Annotated in this window: 26 protein-coding genes; 14 read left to right on the top strand and 12 right to left on the bottom strand. The window is 62.8% G+C overall.

The genetic code is table 11. The features are described from left to right. Positions 1–4 precede the first annotated feature (4 nt). Both cyoE and alaC read left to right on the top strand, forming a co-directional pair. Complete coding sequence (cyoE, locus tag N436_RS05060) at positions 5–892, top strand: heme o synthase (protein ID WP_110740533.1); 888 nt, start codon at positions 5–7, stop codon at positions 890–892. Between the two features lie 328 nt (positions 893–1220). Continuing rightward, positions 1221–2429 (top strand): alanine transaminase, encoded by a 1209-nt coding sequence (gene alaC, locus N436_RS05050; protein WP_105945681.1) that lies wholly within the window; start codon positions 1221–1223, stop codon positions 2427–2429. A 305-nt stretch (positions 2430–2734) separates the two neighbouring features. Here alaC and N436_RS05045 read toward each other — a convergent pair whose 3' ends face one another. Beyond that, on the bottom strand, positions 2735–3517 hold the full coding sequence (locus tag N436_RS05045; protein ID WP_060499738.1) for an IclR family transcriptional regulator: 783 nt from the start codon (positions 3515–3517) through the stop codon (positions 2735–2737). A 174-nt stretch (positions 3518–3691) separates the two neighbouring features. On the opposite strand from N436_RS05045, the gene hmgA reads away from it, so the two are divergent. The 3 genes from hmgA to maiA are packed head-to-tail and all read left to right on the top strand — an operon-like array spanning position 3692 to position 6934. Continuing rightward, positions 3692–4993: a homogentisate 1,2-dioxygenase gene (hmgA, locus tag N436_RS05040; RefSeq protein WP_060499739.1), complete on the top strand. Its 1302-nt coding sequence runs from the start codon at positions 3692–3694 to the stop codon at positions 4991–4993. A 3-nt stretch (positions 4994–4996) separates the two neighbouring features. Further along, entirely contained in the window at positions 4997–6289 is a 1293-nt protein-coding gene (gene fahA, locus N436_RS05035) for a fumarylacetoacetase (protein ID WP_105945683.1), read from the top strand. Positions 6290–6301: 12 nt separating this feature from the next. Continuing rightward, positions 6302–6934, top strand: coding sequence for a maleylacetoacetate isomerase (maiA, locus tag N436_RS05030; protein WP_105945684.1), 633 nt, complete (start codon positions 6302–6304; stop codon positions 6932–6934). Here maiA and N436_RS05025 read toward each other — a convergent pair. Further along, entirely contained in the window at positions 6928–7734 is an 807-nt protein-coding gene (locus N436_RS05025) for a SirB1 family protein (RefSeq protein ID WP_105945685.1), read from the bottom strand. The genes maiA and N436_RS05025 overlap by 7 nt on opposite strands. Before the next feature lie 123 nt (positions 7735–7857). On the opposite strand from N436_RS05025, the gene N436_RS05020 reads away from it, so the two are divergent. Beyond that, positions 7858–8877 (top strand): Glu/Leu/Phe/Val dehydrogenase dimerization domain-containing protein, encoded by a 1020-nt coding sequence (locus N436_RS05020; protein ID WP_025753991.1) that lies wholly within the window; start codon positions 7858–7860, stop codon positions 8875–8877. A gap of 127 nt (positions 8878–9004) precedes the next feature. On the opposite strand, the gene N436_RS05010 is transcribed toward N436_RS05020, so the two are convergent. Then, on the bottom strand, positions 9005–9268 hold the full coding sequence (locus N436_RS05010; protein WP_105945686.1) for a YebG family protein: 264 nt from the start codon (positions 9266–9268) through the stop codon (positions 9005–9007). A 222-nt stretch (positions 9269–9490) separates the two neighbouring features. Here N436_RS05010 and N436_RS05005 point away from each other — a divergent pair, with 222 nt between their 5' ends. Then, complete coding sequence (locus tag N436_RS05005) at positions 9491–9961, top strand: phosphate-starvation-inducible protein PsiE (protein ID WP_016713487.1); 471 nt, start codon at positions 9491–9493, stop codon at positions 9959–9961. Positions 9962–9964: 3 nt separating this feature from the next. Here the strand turns inward: N436_RS05005 and N436_RS05000 are convergent, their stop codons facing one another. The 5 genes from N436_RS05000 to N436_RS04980 all read right to left on the bottom strand — a co-directional run bounded on the left by N436_RS05000 (position 9965) and on the right by N436_RS04980 (position 14757). After that, a complete protein-coding gene (locus tag N436_RS05000; RefSeq protein WP_105945687.1) occupies positions 9965–10255 on the bottom strand; it encodes a DUF3509 domain-containing protein in 291 nt (96 codons plus the stop codon). Between the two features lie 121 nt (positions 10256–10376). After that, positions 10377–10724 carry an HPF/RaiA family ribosome-associated protein gene (locus N436_RS04995; RefSeq protein WP_105945688.1) on the bottom strand — a complete coding sequence of 116 codons (348 nt, stop codon included), beginning with the start codon at positions 10722–10724 and terminating at the stop codon, positions 10377–10379. A gap of 178 nt (positions 10725–10902) precedes the next feature. Beyond that, complete coding sequence (gene fecA, locus N436_RS04990) at positions 10903–13227, bottom strand: TonB-dependent Fe(3+) dicitrate receptor FecA (protein ID WP_110740531.1); 2325 nt, start codon at positions 13225–13227, stop codon at positions 10903–10905. Positions 13228–13321: 94 nt separating this feature from the next. Then, positions 13322–14248 (bottom strand): FecR domain-containing protein, encoded by a 927-nt coding sequence (locus tag N436_RS04985; protein ID WP_110740530.1) that lies wholly within the window; start codon positions 14246–14248, stop codon positions 13322–13324. Continuing rightward, complete coding sequence (locus N436_RS04980; protein ID WP_177410249.1) at positions 14245–14757, bottom strand: sigma-70 family RNA polymerase sigma factor; 513 nt, start codon at positions 14755–14757, stop codon at positions 14245–14247. Before N436_RS04980 ends, N436_RS04985 begins: the two co-directional genes overlap by 4 nt. A 139-nt stretch (positions 14758–14896) precedes the next feature. Here N436_RS04980 and N436_RS04975 point away from each other — a divergent pair, with 139 nt between their 5' ends. The 6 genes from N436_RS04975 (at position 14897) to N436_RS04950 (ending at position 21183) form a co-directional block, all read left to right on the top strand. After that, positions 14897–15202, top strand: coding sequence for a DUF3649 domain-containing protein (locus tag N436_RS04975; protein ID WP_019098838.1), 306 nt, complete (start codon positions 14897–14899; stop codon positions 15200–15202). Next, positions 15199–16773, top strand: a complete 1575-nt coding sequence (locus tag N436_RS04970; protein WP_110740529.1) for a PepSY domain-containing protein — start codon at positions 15199–15201, stop codon at positions 16771–16773. The genes N436_RS04975 and N436_RS04970 overlap by 4 nt, the downstream gene beginning before the upstream one ends. Beyond that, a complete protein-coding gene (locus N436_RS04965) occupies positions 16773–17099 on the top strand; it encodes a DUF3325 domain-containing protein (RefSeq protein WP_110740528.1) in 327 nt (108 codons plus the stop codon). Before N436_RS04970 ends, N436_RS04965 begins: the two co-directional genes overlap by 1 nt. A gap of 4 nt (positions 17100–17103) precedes the next feature. Further along, positions 17104–17679: an RNA polymerase sigma factor gene (locus tag N436_RS04960; protein ID WP_060499754.1), complete on the top strand. Its 576-nt coding sequence runs from the start codon at positions 17104–17106 to the stop codon at positions 17677–17679. Then, on the top strand, positions 17676–18656 hold the full coding sequence (locus N436_RS04955; protein ID WP_110740527.1) for a FecR family protein: 981 nt from the start codon (positions 17676–17678) through the stop codon (positions 18654–18656). The genes N436_RS04960 and N436_RS04955 overlap by 4 nt, the downstream gene beginning before the upstream one ends. 136 nt (positions 18657–18792) lie before the next feature. Continuing rightward, positions 18793–21183, top strand: coding sequence for a TonB-dependent siderophore receptor (locus N436_RS04950; protein WP_110740526.1), 2391 nt, complete (start codon positions 18793–18795; stop codon positions 21181–21183). A 123-nt stretch (positions 21184–21306) separates the two neighbouring features. Here the strand turns inward: N436_RS04950 and N436_RS28365 are convergent, their stop codons facing one another. Both N436_RS28365 and N436_RS04945 read right to left on the bottom strand, forming a co-directional pair. Continuing rightward, positions 21307–21714 (bottom strand): hypothetical protein, encoded by a 408-nt coding sequence (locus tag N436_RS28365; RefSeq protein WP_146232411.1) that lies wholly within the window; start codon positions 21712–21714, stop codon positions 21307–21309. Positions 21715–21860: 146 nt separating this feature from the next. Further along, complete coding sequence (locus N436_RS04945) at positions 21861–22736, bottom strand: helix-turn-helix domain-containing protein (RefSeq protein WP_110740525.1); 876 nt, start codon at positions 22734–22736, stop codon at positions 21861–21863. A gap of 275 nt (positions 22737–23011) precedes the next feature. On the opposite strand from N436_RS04945, the gene N436_RS04935 reads away from it, so the two are divergent. Beyond that, entirely contained in the window at positions 23012–23914 is a 903-nt protein-coding gene (locus N436_RS04935) for a DMT family transporter (protein ID WP_110740523.1), read from the top strand. Between the two features lie 134 nt (positions 23915–24048). Here N436_RS04935 and N436_RS04925 read toward each other — a convergent pair whose 3' ends face one another. Continuing rightward, the gene (locus N436_RS04925) at positions 24049–25023 is read right to left on the bottom strand and encodes a D-glycerate dehydrogenase (RefSeq protein WP_110740522.1); all 975 of its coding nucleotides are present in this window, start codon (positions 25021–25023) and stop codon (positions 24049–24051) included. 78 nt (positions 25024–25101) lie between these two features. Then, the gene (locus N436_RS04920; protein WP_016713499.1) at positions 25102–26049 is read right to left on the bottom strand and encodes a LysR family transcriptional regulator; all 948 of its coding nucleotides are present in this window, start codon (positions 26047–26049) and stop codon (positions 25102–25104) included. Positions 26050–26063 lie beyond the last annotated feature (14 nt).

Genomic DNA, 26063 nt, shown 5'->3' with positions numbered 1-26063 from the left:
CTGCATGTCCGTTAAGCACTTTATCCAAATCACCAAACCGGGGATCATTTTCGGTAACGTGCTTTCCGTGGCAGGCGGTTTCTTCCTTGCCTCGAAGGGCCATGTGGATTTCGCCCTGTTCCTGGCGGTGGTGATCGGTACTTCGCTGGTGGTGGCGTCCGGATGCGTGTTCAACAACTGCATCGACCGTGACATCGACCACAAGATGGAGCGCACCAAGAACCGCGTCATGGTGCAGGGCGGCATGTCGCTGCCCTTCGCACTGATCTACGCCACCCTGCTCGGGGTGGCGGGTTTCAGCCTGCTGTATGTCCAGGCCAACCCGCTGTCGGCGTTCTGTGCGCTGATCGGCTTCATCGTCTACGTCGGTTTCTACAGCCTGTGGCTGAAGCGTAAATCGGTGCACGGCACCTTGGTCGGCAGCCTGTCTGGTGCCATGCCTCCGGTGATCGGCTACTGCGCCGTGAGCAACAGCTTCGACCTGGCTGCAGTGACCCTGCTGGTGATGTTCAGCCTGTGGCAGATGCCGCACAGCTTTGCCATCGCCATCTTCCGCTTCAAGGATTACAGCGCTGCCAACATTCCGGTCCTGCCGGTGGCTCGTGGCGTCCTGGCGGCGAAGAAGCAGATCGTGCTGTACGTGCTGGCCTTCGTGCTCGCCACCTTGATGCTTACCCTCGGCGGTTACGCCGGCCTCGGCTACCTGGCCGTGGCAGCAGCCATGGGCCTTTACTGGCTGTACATGGCATGGGGCGGCTACAAGGCCGAGGACGACAGCAAGTGGGCCCGTAAAGTGTTCGGCTTCTCCATCCTCACCGTCACTGCCCTGAGCGTGATGATGGGCGTGGACAGCCAGACTGCTGCGGACGTGCTGATGACCTACGCACGCTGATCGAGGCGAGTGCTTCACCAAAAACCCCGGCCATTGTGCCGGGGTTTTTTTGTGCCTGTTCCGGCCCTATCGCCGGCAAGCCAGCTCCCACAGGTACTGCGCAGTTCCCAAGGCCTGTGCAGTACCTGTGGGAGCTGGCTTGCCGGCGATAGGGCCGGCCCTGAAAACATAAATTTCTTATTTTCAAAAAATACATCTGAAAAATTCTAACAAAACAGGAAATTGTCCTTTACAGGTATCCTGTTTCGGCACTATCTTCTGATCCAGGCCGCCACATCGGCCAACGTCGCTCGGACGGTTCCGGGCGCTTACGTACTCAGAGGAAGCCATGGCCAACCCAGGTTCGCCGCGCCGCTTTGCGCGCATCGATCGTCTCCCCCCTTACGTCTTCAATATCACTGCCGAACTCAAGATGGCTGCCCGCCGCCGTGGCGAGGACATCATCGACCTGAGCATGGGCAACCCCGATGGCGCCACCCCGCCGCACATCGTCGAGAAGCTGGTGCAGGTTGCCCAGCGTGAAGACACCCACGGCTACTCCACCTCTCGCGGTATCCCGCGCCTGCGCCGGGCCATTTCCAACTGGTACAAGGAACGCTACGAGGTCGACATCGACCCGGAAAGCGAAGCCATCGTCACCATCGGCTCCAAAGAGGGCCTGGCGCACCTGATGCTGGCCACCCTCGACCAGGGCGACACGGTACTGGTGCCCAACCCCAGCTACCCGATCCATATCTACGGTGCGGTCATTGCCGGTGCCCAGGTGCGTTCGGTGCCGCTGGTGCCGGGCGTGGACTTCTTCAACGAGCTGGAGCGGGCGATCCGCGAGTCGATCCCAAAGCCGAAGATGATGATCCTCGGTTTCCCGTCCAACCCTACTGCCCAATGCGTGGAGCTGGACTTCTTCGAGCGCGTGGTGGCGTTGGCCAAGCAGTACAACGTGCTGGTGGTGCACGACCTGGCCTACGCCGACATCGTCTACGACGGCTGGAAAGCCCCGTCGATCATGCAGGTGCCCGGCGCCAAGGACATTGCGGTGGAGTTCTTCACCCTGTCCAAAAGCTACAACATGGCGGGCTGGCGGATCGGCTTCATGGTCGGTAACCCCGAGCTGGTCAGTGCCTTGGCGCGGATCAAGAGCTATCACGATTACGGCACCTTCACCCCGCTGCAGGTCGCTGCCATCGCTGCGCTGGAAGGTGACCAGCAGTGCGTGCGCGACATCGCCGAGCAATACCGCCAGCGTCGCAACCTGCTGGTAAAGGGGCTGCACGAACTGGGCTGGATGGTCGAGAACCCCAAGGCCTCGATGTACGTGTGGGCGAAGATTCCGGAGCAGTATGCGCACCTGGGGTCGCTGGAGTTTTCCAAGAAACTGCTGGCCGAGGCCAAGGTGTGCGTGTCGCCGGGGATCGGCTTTGGTGACTATGGCGATGACCATGTGCGCTTTGCCCTGATCGAAAACCAGGATCGCATTCGCCAGGCCATTCGCGGGATCCGGCAGATGTTCCGGGCCGATGGGGTGGCCCGCAAGTAAACCTGTTGGGGCCGCTTTGCGGCCCTTTCTCGACACGAGGACGCTCTACCGGGGCCGTGCAAGCCCGTCGAGAGCGCAGGTTTTTCTGGGCAAAAAAAAAGGCCGCTGGAAGCCACAGCGGCCAATCGAGACGTTAGATCAAGGAGCTTCAAAATCTACGTCGGTGAACCTCGCAGGCCTGAAAGGCGGGGGGGGAAGAGCCCTTCATGCCGGCCAGTGAGTTAAGAATAAGCGCTTGATCCTGTAGGAAAAATAGCTGCTTATGACATTCACCTTTACGTATCGGGCAATAGTGCTGCAGGCGCTCACGCGGCCGGCGAATAGCCCATGCGCCAGCTGGTCTCTCGGGCCGCCGCCAGCAGCCGTTGCGCCGCCGGCCCATGTTCGTCGGCATGAAAAATCGACGTTGGCCCGACCACGGTCATCACGGCCACAACCTGCCCCAAGGCATTGAACACTGGTGCCGACAACGCATCCACACCTGGCATCAGCAGGCCGTGCACATGGTGCAGCCCACGGTCGCGAATGCCGGCCAATACCGCCTGGTAGTCCTCTGCATTGTGGTGCAGGGCGGCCAGCTCGCGGTCGCGCAACTCCACGGTCTCGCGCTCGGGCAGGTAGGCGGCGAACACCAGGCCGGTAGAGGAGGTAAGCAGCGGTAGCACCGAGCCGATTTGCGTGACCACGGTGACCGCACGCACTGCCGGTTCAATGCTGACCACGGTCGCGCCCTGGTTACCCCACACGGCAATGAAGCAGCTCTCGTTCAGTTCATCGCGCAATTGCGACAGCGGCAGGGCGGCAATCTTCAACACATCGATGCTGCCCAGCGCCGCCAACCCCACCCGCAATGCTTCGCGACCCAAACCGTAATGGTTGGTGGCGCTGTCCTGCTCCGCAAAGCCACTGGCAATCAACGCCTGCAGATAACGGTGCACCTTGCTCGCCGGCATTTGCACATGTTCCGCCAGGCGTGACAGCGAAGTGGAAGGAGAGAGCTCTGCAAGCGCCTTCAGGATGTCGGTGCCGACCTCCGCCGAGCGGACTTTCTGCTTGCCGTTGTCGGCGGGGGAGCTGGCTTTGGTCATGGATATCTGCTTCCGGATTCTTCAAGTCGGGCCTTTATAGCTTGACGCCAAGCGCGGGGCAAATTACGTTATTCGTAATCTGATTACGATAAAAACAATGCAGACGCGCTGCCACCCCACACCGGGCCAGCAGCCAGCTGCCCGCAACGGCTCGGCCAGAGCCCGGAGGCATCGATGAATCGCGACACCTCACCCGACCTTCACTACCTCAGCGGCTTCGGCAACGAATTTGCCAGCGAAGCACTGCCAGGGGCTTTGCCGGTCGGGCAGAACTCGCCACAGAAGGCGCCCTATGGGCTATATGCCGAATTGCTCTCGGGCACGGCGTTCACCATGGCCCGCAGTGAGCTACGCCGTACCTGGCTTTATCGTATTCGCCCGTCTGCACTGCACCCACGTTTCGAGCGCCTGGCGCGCCAGCCGCTGAGCGGGCCGTTGGGTGGGATCAACCCCAATCGCCTGCGCTGGAGCCCGCAGCCGATCCCTGCCGAACCGACCGACTTCATCGAGGGCTGGCTGCCGATGGTGGCCAACGCTGCGGCGGAAAAGCCGGCCGGTGTGAGTATCTACATCTACCGCGCCAACCGTTCCATGGAGCGTGTTTTCTTCAACGCCGACGGTGAACTGCTGCTGGTGCCGGAGCTGGGCCGCCTGCGCATTGCCACCGAGCTGGGCGTGATGGAGGTCGAACCGCTGGAGATCGCGGTGATTCCTCGCGGCATGAAGTTCCGTGTCGAACTGCTCGATGGCCAGGCCCGCGGCTACATCGCCGAAAACCATGGCGCGCCGCTGCGCATCCCGGACCTGGGCCCGATCGGCAGCAATGGCCTGGCCAACCCGCGCGACTTCCTCACCCCGGTGGCGCACTACGAAGAAGCCGAAGGGCCGGTGCAACTGGTGCAAAAGTTCCTGGGCGAGCACTGGGCTTGTGAACTGCAACATTCGCCGCTGGACGTGGTCGCTTGGCACGGCAGCAACGTGCCTTACAAATACGACCTGCGCCGCTTCAACACCATCGGTACCGTCAGCTTCGACCACCCGGACCCGTCGATCTTCACCGTGCTGACTTCGCCGACCAGCGTACATGGCCTGGCCAACATGGACTTCGTGATCTTCCCGCCACGCTGGATGGTGGCCGAGAACACCTTCCGTCCACCTTGGTTCCACCGCAACCTGATGAACGAGTTCATGGGCCTGATCAACGGTGCCTACGATGCCAAGGCCGAAGGCTTCCTGCCGGGTGGTGCTTCGTTGCACGGGGTGATGAGCGCCCATGGCCCCGACGCCGAAACCTGCGAAAAGGCCATTGCCGCCGACCTGGCGCCGCACAAGATCGACAACACCATGGCTTTCATGTTCGAGACCAGCCAAGTGCTGCGCCCGAGCCAGCAAGCCCTTGAATGCCCGCAATTGCAGGCCGACTACGATAGTTGCTGGGCCACCTTGCCGAGCACCTTCAACCCGAACCGGAGATAACCCATGAACCACACTGCCAATGCCCGTAGCTGGGTCGAGCACGCCAACGGGCACAGCGACTTCCCGCTGCAGAACCTGCCGATGGGTATTTTCAGCCGGCCGGGTGAAGCCAAACGCTGTGGCGTGGCCATCGGTGACGCAATCCTCGACCTGGAAGCGGTGCTGGCTGCCGGCCTGTTCGACGGTGCTGCCAAGTCTGCCGTCGAAGCCACCCGCGGTGGCGCGCTGAACGCATTCTTCGCCTTGGGCCGCAGCGCCCGTGTGGCGCTGCGCGAGCGTTTGCAGGCGCTGCTTGGCGAGCACAGCGAGCACCAGTCGGCGTTGAAGAAGGCGCTGATCCCGGCCAGCGACTGCCAACTGCATGTGCCCGCGCAGATCGGTGACTACACCGACTTCTACGTCGGCATCGAACACGCCAAAAACGTGGGCAAGCTGTTCCGCCCCGATAATCCGCTGCTGCCCAACTACAAGTACGTGCCGATCGGTTATCACGGCCGCGCCTCCACCATCCGCCCATCGGGCACCGATGTGCGCCGGCCCAAGGGCCAGACCTTGCCGGCCGGGCACACCGAGCCGAGCTTCGGCCCTTGCGCACGCCTGGACTACGAACTGGAGTTGGGCATCTGGATTGGCCAGGGCAATGACATGGGGCAGGCGATCCCGGTAGGCGATGCCGCCGAGCACGTGGCTGGCCTGTGCCTGCTCAACGACTGGTCGGCGCGCGATATCCAGGCCTGGGAATACCAGCCCCTGGGGCCGTTCCTGTCCAAGAGCTTCATCACCACCATTTCCCCCTGGGTGGTCACTGCCGAGGCGCTGGAGCCGTTCCGCTGCGCCCAGCCGGCGCGCCCGGAAGGCGACCCACAGCCACTGTCGTACCTGCTGGACAAGCGCGACCAGGCCGCCGGTGCCTACGATATCGAGCTTGAAGTGCTGCTGCTGACCCAGCGCATGCGTGAGCAGGGCGTTGCCCCACACCGCCTGACCCTGAGCAACACCCGCAGCATGTACTGGACCGTGGCGCAGCTGGTGGCGCACCACAGCGTCAACGGCTGCCAGCTGCAACCAGGCGATCTGTTCGGTTCGGGCACCTTGTCGGGTGCCACGCCAGGTTCGTTCGGCAGCCTGCTGGAGATCACCGAGGGCGGCAAGCTGCCGGTGGAACTGGCCAGCGGCGAGGTGCGCAAGTTCCTCGAAGACGGCGACGAAATCATCCTGCGTGCACGTTGCACGCGCGACGGCGTGGCCAGCATCGGCTTCGGCGAATGCCGTGGCACGGTCATCGCGGCCAACTGAGGAGAGGCGGGCATGGAGCTGTACACCTATTACCGTTCCACCTCGTCCTACCGGGTGCGCATTGCCCTGGCACTGAAGGGGCTGGCTTACCAGTCCCTGCCGGTCAACCTGTTGCAGGGTGAGCAGCGTGGGGCGGGCTATGTTGCCATCAACCCACAGGGCCGCGTACCGGCCTTGCGCACCGATGGCGGTGAATTGCTGGTGCAGTCACCGGCAATCATCGAGTACCTGGAAGAGGTTTATCCACAGCCCGCGTTGCTGCCGGCCACGGCCGAGGCGCGTGCCAAAGTGCGCGGTGTAGCGGCAATCATTGGCTGCGACATCCACCCGCTGCACAACGTGAGCGTGCTCAACCGGCTGCGCCAGGCCGGGCAGGACGAGGGGCAGGTCAATCAATGGATCGGCCACTGGATCAGCCAAGGGTTGGCAGCAGTGGAGCAACTGATTGGTGATCAAGGCTTTTGTTTCGGTGATCAACCGGGGCTGGCGGATGTGTACCTGATCCCGCAGCTGTATGCCGCCGAACGCTTCAACATCGACCTGAGCAGCTTCCCGCGTATCCTGCGGGTTGCCGCACTGGCCGCCGGGCATCCGGCGTTCACACAGGCCCACCCCGCCCAGCAGCCGGACAGCCCGGCTCAGTGAAGCGAACGGTTCGCCGCCGGAAGCTTGCCGATGCGTTCGGACAGCTTCAGGCGCTGGGCCGGATCTTCTGTCAGTAGCAGCGCATGCTCCAGGTCGAAGCGCTCGGCCTGTGGGCAATCCAGATGCTGGTACAACGAGGCGCGGGTCATGTAGTCACTGACCTGCACCGGCCCCAACTGCATGACCCGTTCAGCATCGATCAACGCCGCCAGGTGGTTGTCGTTGCTGATGTGCAGCTGGCGCAGGTTGCGGGACAGGCGTTGCAGCATCTGCAGCGGGGTGGTGCTGCGCATGTGCTCGGCCGTCAGCGCAACATGCGGCCCGAATTGGCGGGCCAGCAGCTCACGGCAATCGTTGGGGTACAGGCGCCGGCCACCGCAGGGGTCGAGCAGGTGGTCGGCACCCGGTACACGCAGCAGGAAATGGCCAGGAAAGCCCACACCCTCCAGCGGAATGGACAGGCGCCCGGCCAGCTCCAGGGCGAGGATGGCCAGGGTCAGCGGTTGGCCACGGCGGCGTTGCAGCACCTTGTCCATCATTGCTGCCTGCGGGCGCAGGGGGTGGTACTCATCCTGCTGGAAGCCCAGCGCATTGAGCTGGCGCAGCAGCGGCTGGGCCAGTTCGCACAGTGGCAGCATCGGCAGGTTGGTGCTGATATCGCGCTGCAGGTCTTGCAGCACGGCAAGGCTGGCCACGGGCTCGACACTCCGGTCGTGCTCGGCGGCAATCCACAATGCGGCTTCCAGCAGGGCGACAGGCTCGCGTTCCAGGCAGGCCAGGCAGGCTTGACGTGGCTTCATGGGGCTTCTCCACACACGCTTGAGTATTAGCCGTGGCGCGCGGTTTCGTCCAGTGGTCCGGCAGCGGCATCAGCTTCAGGGCGGTGCCTATACTGGAGGGAGCACCTCATGGGGGGCCTGTCGATGTTCGCTCTGATGCAAAGCACGCGTACCCAGTCCTTGCACCTGTTCAACGACCCGCCTACGGGCCTGAAAGCGGTTGTGGCGATCCACAGTGAGCAACTGGGCCCGGCCATGGGCGGGTGCCGGTACCTGCCTTATGCCGATGACGAAAGCGCCATGACCGATGCCATTCGCCTGGCCCAGGGCATGAGCTACAAGGCGGCGTTGGCGGGCTTGCCACTGGGCGGTGGCAAGGCGGTGATCATGCGCAACCCGCATGTGGAAAACCGCGCCGCACTGTTCGAGGCCTTTGGCCGCTTCATCGATACCTTGCACGGGCGCTTCATCATCGCGGTGGACAGCGGCACCTCGACCCTGGACATGGACTGCATTGCTCAGAGCACACCCCATGTGACCAGTACCACCGCATCGGGTGATCCCTCGCCACATGCGGCGATGGGGGTGTTCGCGGGTATTCGCGCCACCACCTCGTTCCGGCTGGGCAGTGATGACCTCAGAGGCCTGCGGGTAGCGGTGCAGGGCTTGGGCAATGTCGGTTTTGCGTTGGCGGAGCAACTGCATGCGGTGGGCGCGGAGTTGCTGGTCAGCGACCTGGACCCAGGGCGTGTGCGGCTGGCGATGGAGCAGTTCGATGCCAAGCCTGTGACCAACGATGCGTTGATCAGCACCCCTTGCGACATCTTCGCCCCTTGCGGGGTGGGGCCAGTGCTGAACGGGCAAAGCGTGATGCAGTTGCGTTGTGCGGCGGTGGCGGGGGCGGCGAACAACCAGCTGACCACCTTGCAGGTGGCCGACCAGCTGGAGTCGCGCGGGATATTGTATGCGCCTGACTACGTGATCAATGCCGGTGGGTTGATCTACGTGGCGCTGACTCATCGTGGCGAGGATTTGGGCACCATCACCGCGCACTTGGCGCGGATACCGTCACGGCTGACCGAAGTGTTTGGCCATGCCCAGGCGGAGAAGCGTTCGCCGGCGCGGGTGGCGCAGATGTTGGCGGAGCGGTTGTTGTATGGCTGATGGGCTTTGTGTTGTTAGCACTGGCCCTATCGCCGGCAAGCCAGCTCCCACAGGTACTGTGCCGTCATCAAAGTTGGCGCTGTACCTGTGGGAGCTGGCTTGCCGGCGATAGGGCCGGTGAAGGCAATCACTCAACTGCTGGCGCTTCCAGCAACTCGGCCAACGCATCCGGCTGGCTCTTGAACGCCCGGGCAAACACATCGCGGTTCTTGGCCATGTAGATACCGGCTTCCTCAACCTGCTGCTCAGTCAGCGACGGCACTGCCTTGTGCAGCACTTCGGCCAGGCGCTCGGCCAGTTCGAGCATCTTGTCGTGACGGTCTGCTTCGGCCTTATCCATGAACAAGCGCTCCGGGTCGCGGCTGCTGCGGTACACCACTTCGACGGCCATTCATCACCTCTATGCCTTTTGCTGGTTGTGTTGCAGTTTACTGTATGCGCATACAGTAATGGCATTGCCATCATCGCGCAACCTGATTCTTCAGCCTGACCCACACGTGCCTTGCGGCAATCGGTCGCCTTCCAAGCCAAGGGCCTGGCCCTTTAACTGCATGGCACAAGCGTCACACCGGTGACGCATCATCCTTAAAGACGTATCGGGGAATGGAACATCGTGAACATCAAATGGGCAGACAAGCTACGCAAAGGCCTGCATGGTTCGGCCGACTCGCTGGGCAACCTGTGCGTCGAGGCCTTCCATTACCTGGCGCTGTTCGGCATTGGCGCGATTACCGCCTATGCGGCGGTGGTCACCTTCCTGGACATGCTTGGCAAGGGCGGGGTCAGTGTCGATGACATTCTGCTGCTGTTCATCTACCTGGAACTGGGGGCGATGGTTGGCATCTACTTCAAGACCAACCACATGCCGATCCGCTTCCTTCTGTACGTGGCGATTACCGCGCTGACCCGCCTGCTGATCGGCGATGTCTCGCACCACAAGGCGCCGGACGAAGGGCTGTTGTACCTGTGCGGGGGCATCCTGCTGCTGGCGTTCTCGATCCTGGTGGTGCGCTACGCTTCGTATCGCTACCCCTCGACCAAGGTGCTGGATGCCAACGGCAAGGAAGTGGAGGAGGGCAAGTAGCCCTCAGTTGGCAACGAAGTGGCGCGGCTCGTGACGGGCGTCGCGGGTCAGTGCGGCCAGCACCTGCATGGGGTTCTGGCTGAATTCGATGGCCAGGCCCAGGCGAATGCTGTCGATCACCCGCTGCAGGCGCACCGGGTCGTTGCGCTGGGCCTGGGAGACGAGGCGCCTGGCGACCACACCGGCATCGTCGGACAGGGTCAGCATGATGCTGCCGTCGAGGTTTGTGATGCTCAGGTTGACCCGGTATTCGGGGGCGAATGCAGCACTGATTCGTTCGAATGGGTTGTTCATGCTCTTGCTTCTGCAGCGAATGAGTGCAGAAGTTGACTGGCAACGCGGCGGGTTGGTTCACTGCCGTTGATCGCTACAAACAAAAACGCCCGGCTTCAGGCCGGGCGTTTTGCATTGCCGATCAGGCGTCTGGGTCACTCAGTTCCAGGGCGCCGCGCTTGCTGCGCAACTTGCCGTAGAAGTGTTCCAGCGCGTGGTTGAGCTTGGTGGCGGCACCGTCGACTGCCTGGTCCAGCGAAGTGGCGGTGTGGGTCACGGAAATCGGTTGGTGGCCTTTTGGGCGAGCCTCCATCTGGCAGCGTTTGTCATGCGGTCCGGGCTTGGCGCCGTTCTCGTCGCGCAGGTGAACCTCGATGCGGGTGAGGTCTTCTTCGTAACGTTCCAGCGAGTTCTGCAGTGTGCTGCGGACCCACTGATCCAGCCGGGCGTTGCCTTCGAAATGGTTGCTGCTGTTGACCTGGATTTGCATGATTCAATCCTTATTCAGCTTGCTCGCATGGAGGCGCGCCTAGGCCCTTGAGACCCTTGGAATTTCTGCGCCTCTTGACTCTAAGGTCAGGCAACTGCGGAATGAATTCAAGCCCTTTTTGAAAATAAATTTCTTGTTGCAAAAGGGGGCTACAAAGCGGCCCCCCATTTGCTGCAGGTCAGAATTCCACCGACGTCTGCACATACAAAGTACGTGGTTCACCCACATACTTGCCCTTGTTGTTGTCATCGTAAGAGCGCGTGTAGTACTCGCGGTTGAACAGATTCTTCACCCCGACTGCCACCTTGAGGTTCGACAACTGCGGGCCAAAGTCGTACCCGGCGCGGGTGCTGACCAGCATGTAGCCCGGAATGCGCCCGGTGCTGCCATCGGCGCTTTCGGTGCTGGTGTTGGCGTTGTCGGCGTACTGGCTGCTCTGGAAGCTGCCGTCCAGGTTCAGCTGCCACGGGCCCTCGGTGTAGCCCACGCCCAGGTTGCCCTTGTGGCGCGACGAGAACGGCACCTGGTTGCCTTTATTCGGCCCGTCCTCACGGATGGTGGCGTCGACGAACGCATAGCTGGCATGCACGTCGAAGCCGGCCAGGGCCGGGCTCAGGCCGTCCAGCGCATAGCGGACGCTGGTCTCGATACCCTGGTGGCGGGTTTCACCACGGGCGATCACCGAGTCGTTGGTCTGGTTGCTTTCATACTGGTTGTCGAAGTTGATCAGGAACGCGCCGATCTCGGCCTGCAGGTCGCCGTTGTCGTAACGGGTACCCACTTCCCAGGTGCGCGCTTTTTCCGGTTTCACTTCGCCACTGCTGACCCGGTTGGGCATCTGGCTGTACTGCACGCTGCCAAACGAGCCTTCGGTGTTGGCGTACAAGTTCCAGCTGTCGGTCAGGTGGTACATCACGTTCAGGGCTGGCAGCGCAGTGTTGTAGCTGCCCTGGTAGCGCTGGCCATTGAGCTTGTTGCTCTGTTCGGAGTCGATCATCTCGTAGCGCACGCCCGGGGTGATGGTCCAGCGGCCGATGTCGATGCGGTCATCCAGGTAGATGGCGTGAGCTTCGGTGCTGCCACGGGTGTCGCGGTCGTTGCGGCTGGCGGTGGTGGGCAGGTTGCCGTTCACCGGCTCGCGGAAGCGCAGTTCGTGGCCGGCTTCGTTGACGTAACGGTAGCCGATGCCCAGCTCGTGCCAGCTGTCGCCCAGGGCCACGCCCTGCGAGAAGCGGGTTTCGATGCCACGCACCCAGTACTCGCGTGGCGACAGCGAGACGAAGCTGCCCTGGTCCAGGTAGCCGCTGCGCAGGGTCTTGGTGAAGAAGCTGTTGACGCTGAACTGGCGGTCGTCCTGCTTGTAGTCGTAGCCGAAGTTGAACAGGGTGCGGCGGCCCCAGAACTTGTCTTTCAGGCGCGTGGACTGGTAAGGGTCGGCGTCGAAATCGGCAGTGCTCAGGCCGCCAGGCATGTCTGCCTCGCCCTCGTAGTACTGGGCCATGGCGTGCAGGCTGTTGGCTTCGTCCAGTTGCAGCTTGCCCTTGAGGATCAGGTCGTCGATCTGCGTGTCGCTGTGTTCGCGCCAGTCCCCTCCACGGGTACCGGAGTACAGCAGGGCGCCGCCCAGGCCGTTGTCGTTGGTGCCACCGACCAGCAGGTTGGCGCTGTTCTTGAAACCGTCGTGGCTGGAAGACGGGCTGATCTGGTTTTGCATGGCGGCCTTGAACGTGGCCTGTTCAGGGATCGCCCGGGTGACGAAGTTGACGATGCCGCCGACGTTCTGCGGACCGTAGCGCACCGCACCGCCGCCGCGCACTACGTCCACGGCGTCCATGTTGCCCATGCTCAGCGGTGCCAGCGACAGCTGCGGCTGGCCATACGGCGCGAAGGGCACCGGGATGCCATCCATCAGCACGGTCGAGCGCGATGCCAGGCGCGGGTTGAGGCCGCGGATGCCGAAGTTCAGCGCCAGGTCGTGGCTGCCGGTACCGTTGTTGTCGGGGGCGTTGACCCCGGGGATGCGGTTGAGCACTTCGCGGGCGGTGGTAGCACCGTTGCGTTCGAATTCTTCGCGGCGCACGACGTCACGGGCGCCGGGGTGCTCGAATACGTTGTCCTGCTGCGCCTCGGCCAGCCAGTCGCCGACCACGGTGGAGGCCCCTAGCTCGACTGCGGCGCCGGCAGCAGGGGCTGCGATGGGCTGCAGGCTGAACGCGTTGTCGGTTTCCTGCCGTACTTGCAGGCCGCTGCCGCGCAGCAGCATGTCGAGGCCCTGGCGCACGTCGTACTGGCCGTCCAGGCCCTGAGTGTTGATACCTTGGGTCAGTTGCGAGCCGAACGAGATCAGTGCACCGCTTTCGCGGCCGAACTGGTTGAGGGCGTCTTCAAGCGAACCGGCGGCGATGTGGTAGCTGCGGGTTTCGGCATGGGCGGCGGGCATGGCCAGGCCGAGGGTGGTGGTGAGCAGCAGGGCGTGAACGAACGGGCTGGGGCGCAACGGCATGGGTCGGGTCCTGAGAGAGGGGTTCTGCCATGTCTGTCACGCGAGGTTGGGAAAATGGCTCAGTCGAAATGAAAATATTTTGCCTGTACGGGCCCTAACTGATTTTTGGCTCGACCGTCACCCAATAGCGGGTGAACTGCCGCACACGCACCGGCAATGCCACCTCCAGCATCTGCAGGATGCGCTCACTGTCATCCAGCGGATACGACCCGGAAATGCGCAAGTCGGCGACCCGCTCGCTGCATCCCAGTTGCCCATGGCGATAGCGCCCAAGTTCGGCAAGGAAGTCTGCCAGGCGCATCTGCGACGCCACCAGCATGCCGTCGACCCAGGCGCCGACATTGCGGTCGAGTGCCGACACCGAGCGCCAGGCGCCGGTGAAGCGTGCCTGTTGCCCGGCCATGAGCGGCTGCCCGTCTGCGCTTGCCCCGCCTTCGAACACCGACACCAGGCTATACCCGTCGAACTGGCGTACGTTGAAGCGCCCGCTGTCCAGGTGCAATACACCTTCACCAGTACGTAGCCGCAAAGGCCGTGCATCGCTGGCCACTTGCAGTGCCAGTTCGCCTTCGAACAGTTGCACCAACCGCTGCTGCCCGTCGAAACGCACATCGGCTGCGCTGCGGGTGTTGAGTTGCAGCACGCTGCCGTCGCCCAGTTGCATGCGTCGGCGCTGACCGACCGGGCTGCGGTAGTCGGCCATCATCCCGGGAAGGGGGTTGTGCTGTTGCAGGCCAAGCCCCGTGGCACTGGCCACGCCCACCAGCAGCAAAGCTTTGAGCGCCCGGCGTCGGGCAGGCGAATGCGGGGCTTGCAGCGTTGCGTGCACCACTGGCGATGACACACCGCGCAGCCGCTGGTTCACTTGTTGGATATGCGACCAAGCACGCTGGTGCTCTTGGTCGGCCTGCAACCAGCGGTCGAAAGCCTGCTGTTGCGCTTGGCCGAAATCATCGCCTTGCGACTCGATCAGCCAGTGCACGGCCTGCTCGGCCACTTGCGGGGAAAACGAGGCGTTCACAGGGCGAAGTAGCAGCGCATGGCCGCCTTGCTCAGGTAGCGCTTGACCGTGGCCAGGGAGATGCCCAGTTCCCGGGCGATTTCACCTTGGCCCATGCCATCGACCTGGGCCAGCAGGAAGGCGCGTTTGACCAACGGCGGCAGGTCGTCCAGCAGGCGATCGAGTTCCAGCAAAGTCTCGAAAATGATCGCCTTCTGCTCCTCGCACGGTGCGACTTCTTCCGGCACCTGTGCGAGCGCTTGCAGGTAGGCGCGCTCCAGTTCCTGGCGGCGGAAGTGGTTACACAATACGCGCTTGGCGACGGTGGCAAGGAACGCTCGCGGCTCCACCAGCTGGGGCGCCTCGCGCGCCTGGAGCAGGCGCATGTAGGTGTCCTGAGCCAGATCGGCGGCGCTGTGCGGGCAGCCCAGACGGCGACGCAACCAGCCGGTGAGCCAGTTGTGGTGTGCGTGGTAAAGGCCTTCGACCGTCGATGTAAGCGCGCTGGTCACCGTGATACTCCGGCGCATGACAGCGCAACTGGTAGTAAGAATTGTTCGCATTGTAGGGGTGGCCGTCTGTTTCGGCAATCGTCACCTGTCAGCAGGCTTTGCTTATGAGAATTGAAATCATTAGTATTGCAACCCCGAAAACGCCCGGACCTTCGCCATGACGCGCAAAACCGCCGGCCTCCCGCTCAGTTACCGGCTGGGCGTTGCCTCACGCAGCCTGGCCGCGCTGCTGGGCGGCTATTTGCTGGCGTCGATGGCCAGCGTCTGTATTGCCTTGGTGGCGCCGTTGCCCAAGGTCGATGCCACGCTCACCGGCCTGTTGCTGTCGTTCGTCTTCTACCTGCTGGCGTTCATCTGGTGCTTCGCCTGCCGCAACGCCTGGCGTGCCTGGCTGGGTGTACTGGCGCCAAGCCTGTTGTTGGGCCTGATCAGCGGCGTCGCCTACTGGATGAAAAACCCATGAAAGAAGGCTTCCGCCAGGCGATGGCCTGGTTGCACACCTGGACCGGCCTGATCTTCGGCTGGCTGCTGTTCGCCATCTTCCTCACCGGCACGCTGTCGTATTTCAAGGAAGAAATCACCCACTGGGCGCAGCCCGAAGTGCGCAGCCATGCCCTGGATCCGCTCAACAGCCTGGGTGTGGCCCAACGTTACCTGCAGGACAATGCCGGGCATTCGGGCACCTGGTTCATTCGCATGCCCAACGCGCGCGAGGCCGCCTTGAGCGTGGGCTACCGCGACCCCAATGGCGGGCCACGCGGGTTCGTGAGTAAAACCCTCGATACCCAGACCGGTCAGCCGGTTGAGGCGCGCGACAGCCGCGGTGGCGAGTTCTTCTACCGCTTCCACTTCCAGCTACAGATGCCTTACCCGTTCGGCCGATGGCTGTCGACCTTCTGCGCGTTCATCATGCTGTTGGGGCTGGTTACCGGCATCATCACCCACAAGAAGATCTTCAAGGAGTTCTTCACCTTCCGCCCCGGCAAGGGCCAGCGCTCCTGGCTGGACGGGCACAACGCGATCGGTGTGCTGGTGCTGCCATTCCACCTGATGATCAGCTACAGCAGCCTGGTGCTGTTCATGTACATGGTGATGCCGGCCGGCATCATGGCCAGCTATGGCAATGACACCGACAAGTACTTCAACGACCTGTTCGGCCGCGACGATGCGCCCAAGGCGGCCCATGTGGCTGCACCGCTGGTGCCGTTGCCCAGCCTGTATGCCCAGGTGCAGGCACTGCAACCCGGCGCGCGTATTGGCAACATCCAGGTGCAGAACCCGGGCGACAGCAATGCCCGTGTCACCTTCACGCAATCGTCTGCCGACCATGTGGCGTATAGGCGCAGCGCCAACTGGACCTTCGATGGCGCCAGTGGCGAATTGCTGAGCCAGGGCAAGCCAGAGAGCGGGGCTATGATGACCGCCTTCAGTTTCGCCGGGCTGCACATGGGCAACTTCGCGGGGCCTTGGTTGCGCTGGCTGTACTTCTTCTTTGGTGTGGCCGGTACTGCGGTGATCGGCACCGGGCTGGTGATGTGGTTGGGCAAGCGCCAGCTCAAGCACGCCAAGAGCGAGCGCATACCGGGTGAGTTGCGCCTGGTCGAGGTACTCAATATCGCCAGCATGAGCGGCTTGCTGCTGGCGGTGGCAGGTTTCTTCTGGGCCAACCGCCTAGTCCCGATAGGCGTCGAAGGCCGGGGCGACTGGGAGGTCAATGCCTTCTTCATCGCCTGGGGCCTGTCGCTGGTGCATGCGGTACTACGCAGCGGGCGCAGGGCCTGGGGCGAGCAACTGGCGTTGGGGGCGCTGGCCTTTGCCTTGCTGCCGCTGCTCAACGGCCTGAGTACCCACCGCGGGCTGAACCATTCGCTGCTGGAGGGTGACTGGGCCATGGCCGGCTTCGACCTGACTGCCCTGGCCACCGGCCTGTTCCTGGCCTGGCTGGCCGGCAAGATGCTGCGCAGCCCCAAGCCGGTTACCAAGCGCCCACGCGCAGCAAAAAAGCCGGGCACTGAAACAGCGGAGGCGAGCTGATGCTGGGTAACGCACTGATCGCATTCGCAGGCTTTGTCGCCCTGTGCCTGGCCATGGAAAAACACTTCAGCGACCTGCTCGGGCGCAAGCCGCGCCCTGGGCAATTGCGGCTGTTGCGTATCGCCGGTTGGTTGCTGCTGATGCTGTCGCTGGTCCTCAGCGTGCACCTGCGTGGTTGGGCCCATGGGCTGGTGGAGTGGACGGCGGTGATGATGGCCGGGGTAACCCTGTGGGTGTTCGGCCTGCCTTACCAGCCGCGGCTGCTGCTGGGCCTGGCCGCCGCCAGCGTGGTGCTCGGCCCGTTGCTGGCCGTGTTTGCCGTGTGAAGCCGTGAGCGAGCAGGGGGACATCATCGAGCCCGACGCCGACAGTGCCGGCGGGCGTGCACGTTTCGTCCAGGTGTTCCAGGCCCAGCGTGCACGCATGGAGGCGCTGGTCAGCCGGCGCGTCGGCTGCCGCGCCACGGCATCGGACCTGGTTCAGGAGCTATTTTTGCGCTTCTGGCGGCGCCCCGAAGTGAAGGTCGAGGCGCTGGACACCTACTTGCTGCGATGCGCTGGTAATCTCGCCATCGACCACCTGCGCAGTGAAGGCAGCCGCGAACGCGTGGCCGAAGCCGCGTTGCCGGTGGACGAAGTGGCCACGGCCCAGGCGCCAGAGCAGGCTCTGGAAGTGGACCACGACCTGCAACGCATCGAAGCCGCCTTGCGCGCGTTGCCCGAGCGCACCCGGCAAATCTTTTTGCTCAACCGCATTCACGGCTGCAAGTACGGCGAAATCGCCAAGGCCATGCAACTGTCCCAGAGTGCCGTGGAAAAGCATATGATGCGCGCCCTTGAAGCGTGCAAGGCCAGTGTTGCCGAGCCCGCGCCCATTCCACGCCGGCCAGGGAGCGCCCGTCGATGAGCAGCATGCCCCCCATTACCGAGGCGCAATCCCAGGCCGCCCTGCAGTGGCTCAGCCGCATCAACGAGCAGCCCGCGCAAGCCGAGGGGGCGGCGTTCAAGCGCTGGTTGCTGGCCGACCCTGTTCACCGCGCCGCCTATGAACAGGCTCAGCTGTTGTGGCAGAAAAGCGCCGGCCCGGCGCAGCGGTTGGCCGACGAAGAGCAGCAAGCCCTGCAACGTTACCTCGATGCCATGGCCAGGCCGCCGGCCCGTGGTCCGTGGCGGCATGTGGCGGCGATGGCGATGGCGGCCTGTCTGGTGCTGGCCGTGGGTGTTGCTGGTGGTTGGCACCCGGGGTACTGGTTGCAGGACCTGCAGGCTGACTACAGCAGTGCCGGGCAGATTCGCCAGGTAACCTTGGCTGACCAGTCGCAGGTCACGCTGGATGCCGGTAGCGCCATTGCTGTCGATTTCGCCAAGGGGGAGCGCCGTGTGCGGTTGCTTCATGGCGCGGCGTTTTTCCAGGTGACGCATACCGGCGAGCCGTTCCTGGTCGAAGCTGCCGGTGGCGAAGTTCGAGTGCTCGGCACCCAGTTCGAAGTGCGCGAGCAGGGTGAGGGCGCCCAGGTGACGGTGCGCAGTGGGCGTGTGGGGGTTAGCCCTGTGCAGGGCACGTTGGCGCGTGAACTGACTGCCAACCAGCAGGTGAGCTACAGCGCAGGCAGGATCGACGACACCCAGGTTGTGGACAGTGAAAACCGCCTGGCCTGGCGCCAGGGCTGGTTGAATTACTACCAGGTGCCACTGGCGCAGGTGGTGGAAGACCTTGGGCGCTATTACCCGGGGCGCATTCTGTTGCTGGATGGTGAACTGGGGCAGCGCAAGGTAAGCGGCAGCTTCCCGGTGACCGAGCCGCTGTTGGCACTGGATTCGCTGGGCAAGGTGATGGGCTTTTCGCGGCAGACCGTGCTGGGGCGTTTGACCCTGATTCGGTAGTCGCCTGTGCCCGCGAAGAGGCCGGCACAGGCAAAATATTTTTCAGAAAGCGGGTGAGGTAACAGGACGTGGCATCCGTGTAATGAGTGGAAGTGCGATTCATTCGCAGTCATCACCCTCTCACAGGTCAGCGTCCATGAAGTTCACCCCGCGTTGCGTCCCTCTCTGGTTCGGCCTTGCCATGCTCCCGGCCGTTGCTGTCGCTCCCCTGGCCAGTGCCGCCGAGCAACAGCAGACCTATGCCTTCGCCCAGCCGGCCCAGCCCTTGGCCCAGGCGCTCAACGCCTTCAGCCGCACCACCGGCCAGAGCGTGGTCTACACCCTGGAACTGCCGGGCGTGCAGGCGCCGGCACTGAACGGCCGATTCAGCGCCGAACAGGCCCTGCAACAGCTGCTGGGCAACGCCGGGCTGGCCTGGCGCCGCGTCGATGCACGCACGCTGACCCTCGAAACCGCAGATACCTCCGGCGCCCTCAACCTGCAGGCCACCACCGTGACCGCGCAAATGGACGTGTACAGCTATCAACCGCCGGCCACCGCCTCGATCATGCGCGGGCAGGGCCCGAACCAGGACATTCCCCAGGCCATCAACGTGGTACCGGCCCAGGTCATCCGCGACCAGGCCCCGCGCAACCTCGACGATGCCCTTTACAACGTCAGTGGCATCACCCAGGGCAACAACTTCGGCGGCACCTCTGACACGGTGATGAAGCGCGGTTTTGGCGACAACCGCGACGGTTCGATCATGCGCGATGGCATGCCTATCGTGCAGGGCCGCAGCCTCAACGCCAGCACCGAGCGGGTCGAAGTGCTCAAGGGCCCGGCCTCGCTGCTGTACGGCATCCAGGACCCGGGCGGGGTGATCAACGTGGTCAGCAAGCGCCCGCAACTTGAGCAATACAACGCCCTGACCGTGCGTGGTTCCACCTACGGCAGCGGCAAGAACGGCAGTGGCGGCGGGTTCGACAGCACCGGCGCGCTGGGCGACAGCAACTTCGCCTACCGCCTGATCGTCGACCACGAAGACGAAGACTACTGGCGCAACTACGGCGTGCACCGCGAATCGTTGGTGGCGCCGTCGCTGGCCTGGCTAGGCGAAGACACCCAGGTGGTGCTGGCCTACGAGCACCGCGAATTTCTCTCGCCCTTCGACCGCGGCACCGCGTTCGGCAACAACGGCCACCCGCTGAACATCCCCGCCACGCGGCGCTTGGACGAGCCGTTCAACGACATGGAAGGGCGGTCTGACCTGTACCGCCTGGAAGTCGACCACCAACTGGCCGATGACTGGAAGCTGCACTTTGGCTACAGCTTCAACCGCGAGACCTACGATGCCAGCCAGGTACGCGTGACGGGTGTGAATGAAGAGACCGGCACACTGTCGCGAAGCATCGATGGCACCCACAACGCCATGAGCCGTGACCAGTTCGCCACCTTGAGCCTGGCGGGCAACGTGGAAATGGCCGGTATGCAGCACGACCTGCTGTTCGGCGTCGACCATGAAGACCGCAAGATTTTTCGCGGTGACCTGATCCGCCAGACTGCACAATCCACGTTCAGCTATGTCAACCCGGTGTACGGCCAGGAAGTGGAAGGCACCAGCGTAGGTGCCAAAGAGAGTGACCAGACCGACAAGCTGCGCACTGACGCACTGTTCGTGCAGGATGCGCTGCACCTGGATGAGCACTGGATCCTTGTGGCGGGGGCCCGCTTCCAGCAGTTCGACCAGTACGCCGGGCGCGGCCGCCCGTTCCATGTCAACACCGACATCAGTGGCCAGGCTTGGGTACCGCATGCCGGAATCGTCTACAAGGTTGACGACCAACTGTCGTTCTATGGCAGCTACAGCGAGTCGTTCAAGCCCAACTCCACCATCGCGCCGTTGACCGGCAATGTTGTGCTCGACTCGTCGGTGGCACCGGAAGAAGGCAAGTCGTGGGAGTTGGGGGCCAAGCTCGACATGCCGGGCCGTATCACGGGCACCCTGGCGGTGTTCGATATCACTAAGCGCAATGTGCTGGTTTCGAACTTTGACGCCATCAGTAAAGAGACGGTGTACAGCAACGCCGGCGAGGTCAGTTCGCGTGGCGTTGAACTCGACCTGACGGGGCAGCTCAGCGAGCGCTGGAGCCTGATTGGCAGCTATGCCTACACGGATGCCAAAGTGACCGAAGACCCCGCCCTGCAGGGTAACCGCCTGCAGAACGTGGCCAAGCACAGCGGTTCGTTGTCGGCCGTTTACGACTTCGGCAGCCTGTTCGGCGGCGACAAGCTGCGGATGGGCGCAGGTGCGCGTTATGTGGGTGAGCGCGCGGGCAACTCGACCAACACCTTCGACCTGCCGTCGTACACCGTGGCTGATGCGTTCGCTAGCTACGAGACCAAGCTGGATGAGCACAAGGTGCGCCTGCAGTTGAACGTGAAGAACCTGTTCGACAAGGTGTATTACAGTTCGGCGGTGAATCAGTATTTTGTTGCTGTTGGCGATGCGCGTCAGGTCAGCGTCTCCAGTACTTTCGAATTCTAAGCTGGGTGAGTAGATTGGAATTACCGTTCTCGGTGATGATGCTTTCTCGAGTATCATTACCGAGAACGGCAGGGTTGTGCTGTTGTTGCCTACACCGCGCTGCTTTATCGTTGGGGTGTTGAGTCATGATTCCAGGTCGAGCTCGAAATATCCTTTGTGAATTTTGTAATTTGATCCAACGCTCTCGGCATTGAATTCGACAATGAATTTGCCTTGTTTGGTCAATGAGACGAAACCATGGTAATCAGTCAACCATAACGCCTCCAGAACGCTTCCGATTGCCACGCCGGACTTGCCTGCCTGTAATTCGTCCACTGTGATTATCGGATATTTACCTGTCTCTCCAAGGTCCAGCGGAACATTTAAAACTAAGAAATGCAAGGCTGGTATAATAGTGCCAATTATCCGAGTTGCCTGTTCGTCTCGTTTAACTTCAGCAGTGCCTGTCTCTGTTCGGGTTGTTTCGCCTGGCTTGCTCCATTCAAGTGTGAATATAGGTGACCTCTTATTACGTTTTTTTCGGTTGTCCATGGTGCTACCCTTGAAGAATTTAGAATTGTTTAGTTCGGGGCTACGCGCAAAGAGTAGGGCCGCAGCGATATGGCGGCAACTAGCATAATTATCAGGTCCGTGCCTTGAGTGACGAGCTGACGTTGCCTTTCAATGAGCAGATGGTGTTAGTGCTCGAAGGCCGCCCGATATTCCCCTGGCGTCGCCCCCAGCGCCTGCCGGAACCTGTTGCTGAAATGGCTGGCACTGGCAAAACCACACAGCAAGGCGACATGCCCCAGCGGTAACTGAGCCACGCGCAGCAACCGGCAAGCGTGGTGAAGTCGCCGGGCCAGCAGGTATTGATGGGGTGGTACGCCAAAGCTTGTGCGGAACATCCGGGCGAAGTGGTATTCCGAGAGGTTGCAGCGAAGGGCCAACTCGCCAAGAGTGATGGGCTGGTCCAGGTTCGCCTCGATGTAGTCGATCAGTTGCCGGCGCAGACTGGGCGCGATTCCGCCCTTCAAGCGCAGACCTTGGCGTAGGCCCACCTGGCTGAGCACCGCATGGTCGACGATTTCATGGGCCAGGCTGCTGGCCAGCAAGCGCTCGCCGGGCTCGTCCCAGCTCAGGTTGATCAATTGGCGGAAGCGCATGGCTTGCTGCGGGTCGTCAAGGAAGGTGGCTTCCTGCAATTGCAGTTCACGGGGCTCGCGGTCTAGCAGGCGCACGCAGCCGAGGGCGAACTGGGTTTCGCTGATGTACAGGTGCGCCAGGCGAATCGAGCCGTTGACCACCCAGTTCGACTCATGGCCGGCGGGCATCACGCACAGTTTGTCCGGCGCACCTTTGTCGCCTGGGCGCTGGCGGCGGAAGGTGCCGGTGCCATCGGCGATGTAGCACGACAACGTGTGGTGGCTGGGCGCCTGGTAGTCGCGGGCATCGTCACGGTTGCTCCACAACGCCGCCGCCAGCCCATCGCCCAGGTGCGCGCTCAGCTCCAGCCGGGCGTGGGGCGAGGCGTGCATGGCGTTGAACACTTGCAACTGGGTGAGCGGGGTCATGGGCGAGTCCTCTTGCCTGTCATCGTACTGCCACTTGGGCTGGCTTACAGCTACCTGCGGGACAAAAGCGCAAGTTTGTGCAAGCGGTCTACGCCGCGGAGGGCAAACACTGGGAGCACTGGCGAGGGCTGCGCCCTCGATCGCCGGCAAGCCAGCTCCCACAGGTACAGCAGTGGCCTTGAAGGCTGTGCAGTACCTGTGGGAGCTGGCTTGCCGGCGATGGGCCGCAAAGCGGCCCCGGGGATACATGGTCGATCGCTTGAGGAGCCCCACCCATGAACCTGTCACTCTACCTGCTCACCGTTTTGATCTGGGGTACCACCTGGATCGCCCTGAAACTCCAGCTGGGCGTGGTCGCCATCCCGGTCTCGATCGTTTACCGCTTTGCCCTGGCCGGGCTGATCCTGTTCGCCATCCTGCTGCTCACCCGCCGCCTGCAACCCATGAACCGCCGCGGTCACCAGATCTGCCTGGCTCAGGGCCTGTGCCTGTTCTGCGTCAATTTCATGTGCTTCCTCACTGCCAGCCAGTGGATTGCCAGTGGCTTGATCGCCGTGGTGTTCTCTACTGCAACACTGTGGAATGCACTTAACGCACGGATTTTCTTCGGCCAGAAAATTGCCGCCAATGTATTGGGCGGCGGTGCGCTTGGGCTGCTCGGCCTGGGGCTGCTGTTCTGGCCAGAGCTGTCGCACCACGCGGCCAGCCGTGAAACCTTGTACGGCCTTGGTTTGGCCTTGCTCGGCACGCTGTGCTTCTCGGCGGGCAACATGCTGTCGAGCATGCAGCAGAAGGCCGGGCTCAAGCCCATGACCACCAATGCCTGGGGCATGGTCTACGGGGCGATGATGCTGGCAGTGTATTGCCTGGCCAGCGGTATTCCTTTCGACATGGAATGGAACACCCGCTATATCGGGTCGTTGATGTACCTGGTGATACCGGGCTCGGTGATCGGCTTCACGGCCTACCTGACCCTGGTCGGGCGCATGGGGCCGGAGCGGGCGGCTTACTGCACGGTGCTGTTCCCGTTGGTGGCGCTGAATGTGTCGGCTGTAGCCGAGGGGTACCAGTGGACGGCACCGGCCTTGTTGGGGCTGGTGGCGGTGATGGCGGGGAATGTGCTGGTGTTTCGCAAGCCCAAGGCCAAGGTGGCTGAGGGGATGGTGGTGGCCAAATAGGTAATGTGCTGCCTGCACCGGCCCTTTCGCGGGCTCGCCCGCTCCCACAGGTATTGCACAGGTTCCGAGGGCTGTGACTTACCTGTGGGAGCGGGCGAGCCCGCGAAGAGGCCGGTGCAGGCAAAATATGACTATCAGCCCTTCCACACCTGCGGATTCACCAGATCCCGCGGCCGCTCACCCAGCAGTGCCGCGCGCAGGTTGTCCATCGCCCGGTTGGCCATGGCCTCACGGGTTTCTGCAGTGGCTGAACCAATGTGCGGCAGGGTCAGGGCGTTCGGCAGCTTGAACAATGGCGAATCGCTCAGTGGCTCCTTCTCGTACACATCCAGCCCGGCGCCACGAATGGTGCCGTTCTGAAGCGCTTCGATCAAAGCGGCTTCGTCCACCACCGGCCCGCGCGCGATGTTGATCAGGAAGGCGCTCGGCTTCATCAGCTTCAGCTCTCGCGCACCGATCAACTTGCGGGTGGCCTCGGACAACGGCACCACGATCACGACGAAGTCCGCTTCTGCCAGCAACTGCTCCAGGCTGCGGAACTGCGCCCCCAGCTCTTGCTCCAGCGCGGTTTTACGGCTGTTGCCCGCGTAGATGACCGACATGTTGAAGCCAAAGCGACCACGGCGGGCAACGGCTGCGCCGATGTTGCCCATGCCGACGATACCCAGCGTCTTGCCATGTACATCGCTGCCAAAGTGCGCCGGGCCCACGGTGGCTTGCCAGTTGCCGGCCTTGGTCCAGGCATCCAGTTCGGCGGTGCGGCGGGCGCAGCCCATGATCAGCGAGAAGCCCAGGTCGGCGGTGCTTTCGGTCAGCACATCCGGGGTATTGGTCAGGGCGATGCCGCGTTCGTTGAAGTAATCCAGGTCGTAGTTGTCGTAACCGACCGACACGCTGGACACCACCTCCAGCTTGCCTGCGCCTTCAAGCTGGGCACGGCCGAGCTTGCGGCCAACGCCGATCAGGCCATGGGCCTCGGGCAGGGCTTCGTTGAACTGGGCGTTTATGTCGCCGAGCTTGGGGTTCGGCAAAATCACGTTGAAGTCTTGCTGCAGGCGCTCGGCCATGGCCGGGGTGATACGGCTGAAGGCCAGGACGGTCTTTTTCATCGGGCAACTTCTCTGCAAGGCGGTGGTGGATATTGGTTAGCAACCTACCATTGTCCACCACCGCCTTGCAGCAGCTTTTTAGTTGGCGATCAGCACCTGATGGGTTTTCAGGTCCGCCTCATGGGCGGCGAGAATCTCCGGCAGGGAATTGCGCAAGTACTCGACCCAGGTCTTGATCTTGGCATCCAGGTACTGCCGCGACGGGTAGATGGCGTACAGGTTCAGCTCCTGCAGGCGGTACTCGGGCAGCACCCGTACCAGGCTGCCATCACGCAGGCCGTCGATGGCCGAGTAAATGGGCAGCACGCCCACGCCCATGCCGCTGCGGATAGCAGTCTTCATGGCGTCGGCGGTGTTCACCATGAACGGCGAGCTGGTGATGTTGACCATCTCCTGGCCTTCCGGCCCGTCGAACAGCCACTTTTCCAGCGGGATCACCGGGCTGACCATGCGCAGGCAGGCGTGCTTGAGCAGGTCGGCCGGCTTTTGCGCGCTGCCGTGGCGGGCGATGTAGCCGGGCGAAGCGCAGACGATGCTGTAGGTGATGCCCAGGCGTTGGGACACGAACCCCGAGTCGGGCAGTTCGGTGGCCAGCACGATGGACACGTCATAGCCTTCGTCCAGCAGGTCGGGCACGCGGTTGGCCATGGTCAGGTCGAAGGTCACGTCCGGGTGCGATTCGCGGTAGCGGGCGATGGCATCGACCACGAAGTGCTGGCCCACCCCGGTCATCGAGTGCACCTTCAGCTGCCCTGCGGGGCGCGCATGGGCGTCGCTGGCCTCGGCCTCGGCTTCTTCCACATAGGTAAGAATCTGTTCGCAACGCATCAGGTAGCGCTTGCCGGCTTCGGTCAGCGCAATGCGGCGGGTAGTACGGTTGAGCAGCCTTGTTTGCAGATGGGCTTCCAGGTTGGAGACCGCCCGCGACACGTTCGCGGTGGTCGTATCCAGTTGCGCGGCGGCAGCAGTAAAGCTGCCAAGCTGGGCTACGCAACTGAAAGCACGCATGTTTTGCAGGGTGTCCATGGGTCACTCTCGAT

The sequence above is a fragment of the Pseudomonas sp. RV120224-01b genome, from assembly GCF_003208145.1.
GTDB classification, from domain to species: Bacteria; Pseudomonadota; Gammaproteobacteria; order Pseudomonadales; family Pseudomonadaceae; genus Aquipseudomonas; species Aquipseudomonas monteilii.
Note: the sequence above shows the minus strand (reverse complement) of the source record. Positions and strands in the feature narration are given on the sequence as shown.

Coding starts and splice junctions, on each gene's coding strand:
- cyoE (WP_110740533.1), top strand. CDS start 5: ATGTCCGTTAAGCACTTTATCCAAATCACCAAACCGGGGATCATTTTC.
- alaC (WP_105945681.1), top strand. CDS start 1,221: ATGGCCAACCCAGGTTCGCCGCGCCGCTTTGCGCGCATCGATCGTCTC.
- N436_RS05045 (WP_060499738.1), bottom strand. CDS start 3,517: ATGACCAAAGCCAGCTCCCCCGCCGACAACGGCAAGCAGAAAGTCCGC.
- hmgA (WP_060499739.1), top strand. CDS start 3,692: ATGAATCGCGACACCTCACCCGACCTTCACTACCTCAGCGGCTTCGGC.
- fahA (WP_105945683.1), top strand. CDS start 4,997: ATGAACCACACTGCCAATGCCCGTAGCTGGGTCGAGCACGCCAACGGG.
- maiA (WP_105945684.1), top strand. CDS start 6,302: ATGGAGCTGTACACCTATTACCGTTCCACCTCGTCCTACCGGGTGCGC.
- N436_RS05025 (WP_105945685.1), bottom strand. CDS start 7,734: ATGAAGCCACGTCAAGCCTGCCTGGCCTGCCTGGAACGCGAGCCTGTC.
- N436_RS05020 (WP_025753991.1), top strand. CDS start 7,858: ATGTTCGCTCTGATGCAAAGCACGCGTACCCAGTCCTTGCACCTGTTC.
- N436_RS05010 (WP_105945686.1), bottom strand. CDS start 9,268: ATGGCCGTCGAAGTGGTGTACCGCAGCAGCCGCGACCCGGAGCGCTTG.
- N436_RS05000 (WP_105945687.1), bottom strand. CDS start 10,255: ATGAACAACCCATTCGAACGAATCAGTGCTGCATTCGCCCCCGAATAC.
- N436_RS04995 (WP_105945688.1), bottom strand. CDS start 10,724: ATGCAAATCCAGGTCAACAGCAGCAACCATTTCGAAGGCAACGCCCGG.
- fecA (WP_110740531.1), bottom strand. CDS start 13,227: ATGCCGTTGCGCCCCAGCCCGTTCGTTCACGCCCTGCTGCTCACCACC.
- N436_RS04980 (WP_177410249.1), bottom strand. CDS start 14,757: ATGCGCCGGAGTATCACGGTGACCAGCGCGCTTACATCGACGGTCGAA.
- N436_RS04975 (WP_019098838.1), top strand. CDS start 14,897: ATGACGCGCAAAACCGCCGGCCTCCCGCTCAGTTACCGGCTGGGCGTT.
- N436_RS04970 (WP_110740529.1), top strand. CDS start 15,199: ATGAAAGAAGGCTTCCGCCAGGCGATGGCCTGGTTGCACACCTGGACC.
- N436_RS04965 (WP_110740528.1), top strand. CDS start 16,773: ATGCTGGGTAACGCACTGATCGCATTCGCAGGCTTTGTCGCCCTGTGC.
- N436_RS04955 (WP_110740527.1), top strand. CDS start 17,676: ATGAGCAGCATGCCCCCCATTACCGAGGCGCAATCCCAGGCCGCCCTG.
- N436_RS04950 (WP_110740526.1), top strand. CDS start 18,793: ATGAAGTTCACCCCGCGTTGCGTCCCTCTCTGGTTCGGCCTTGCCATG.
- N436_RS28365 (WP_146232411.1), bottom strand. CDS start 21,714: ATGGACAACCGAAAAAAACGTAATAAGAGGTCACCTATATTCACACTT.
- N436_RS04945 (WP_110740525.1), bottom strand. CDS start 22,736: ATGACCCCGCTCACCCAGTTGCAAGTGTTCAACGCCATGCACGCCTCG.
- N436_RS04935 (WP_110740523.1), top strand. CDS start 23,012: ATGAACCTGTCACTCTACCTGCTCACCGTTTTGATCTGGGGTACCACC.
- N436_RS04925 (WP_110740522.1), bottom strand. CDS start 25,023: ATGAAAAAGACCGTCCTGGCCTTCAGCCGTATCACCCCGGCCATGGCC.
- N436_RS04920 (WP_016713499.1), bottom strand. CDS start 26,049: ATGGACACCCTGCAAAACATGCGTGCTTTCAGTTGCGTAGCCCAGCTT.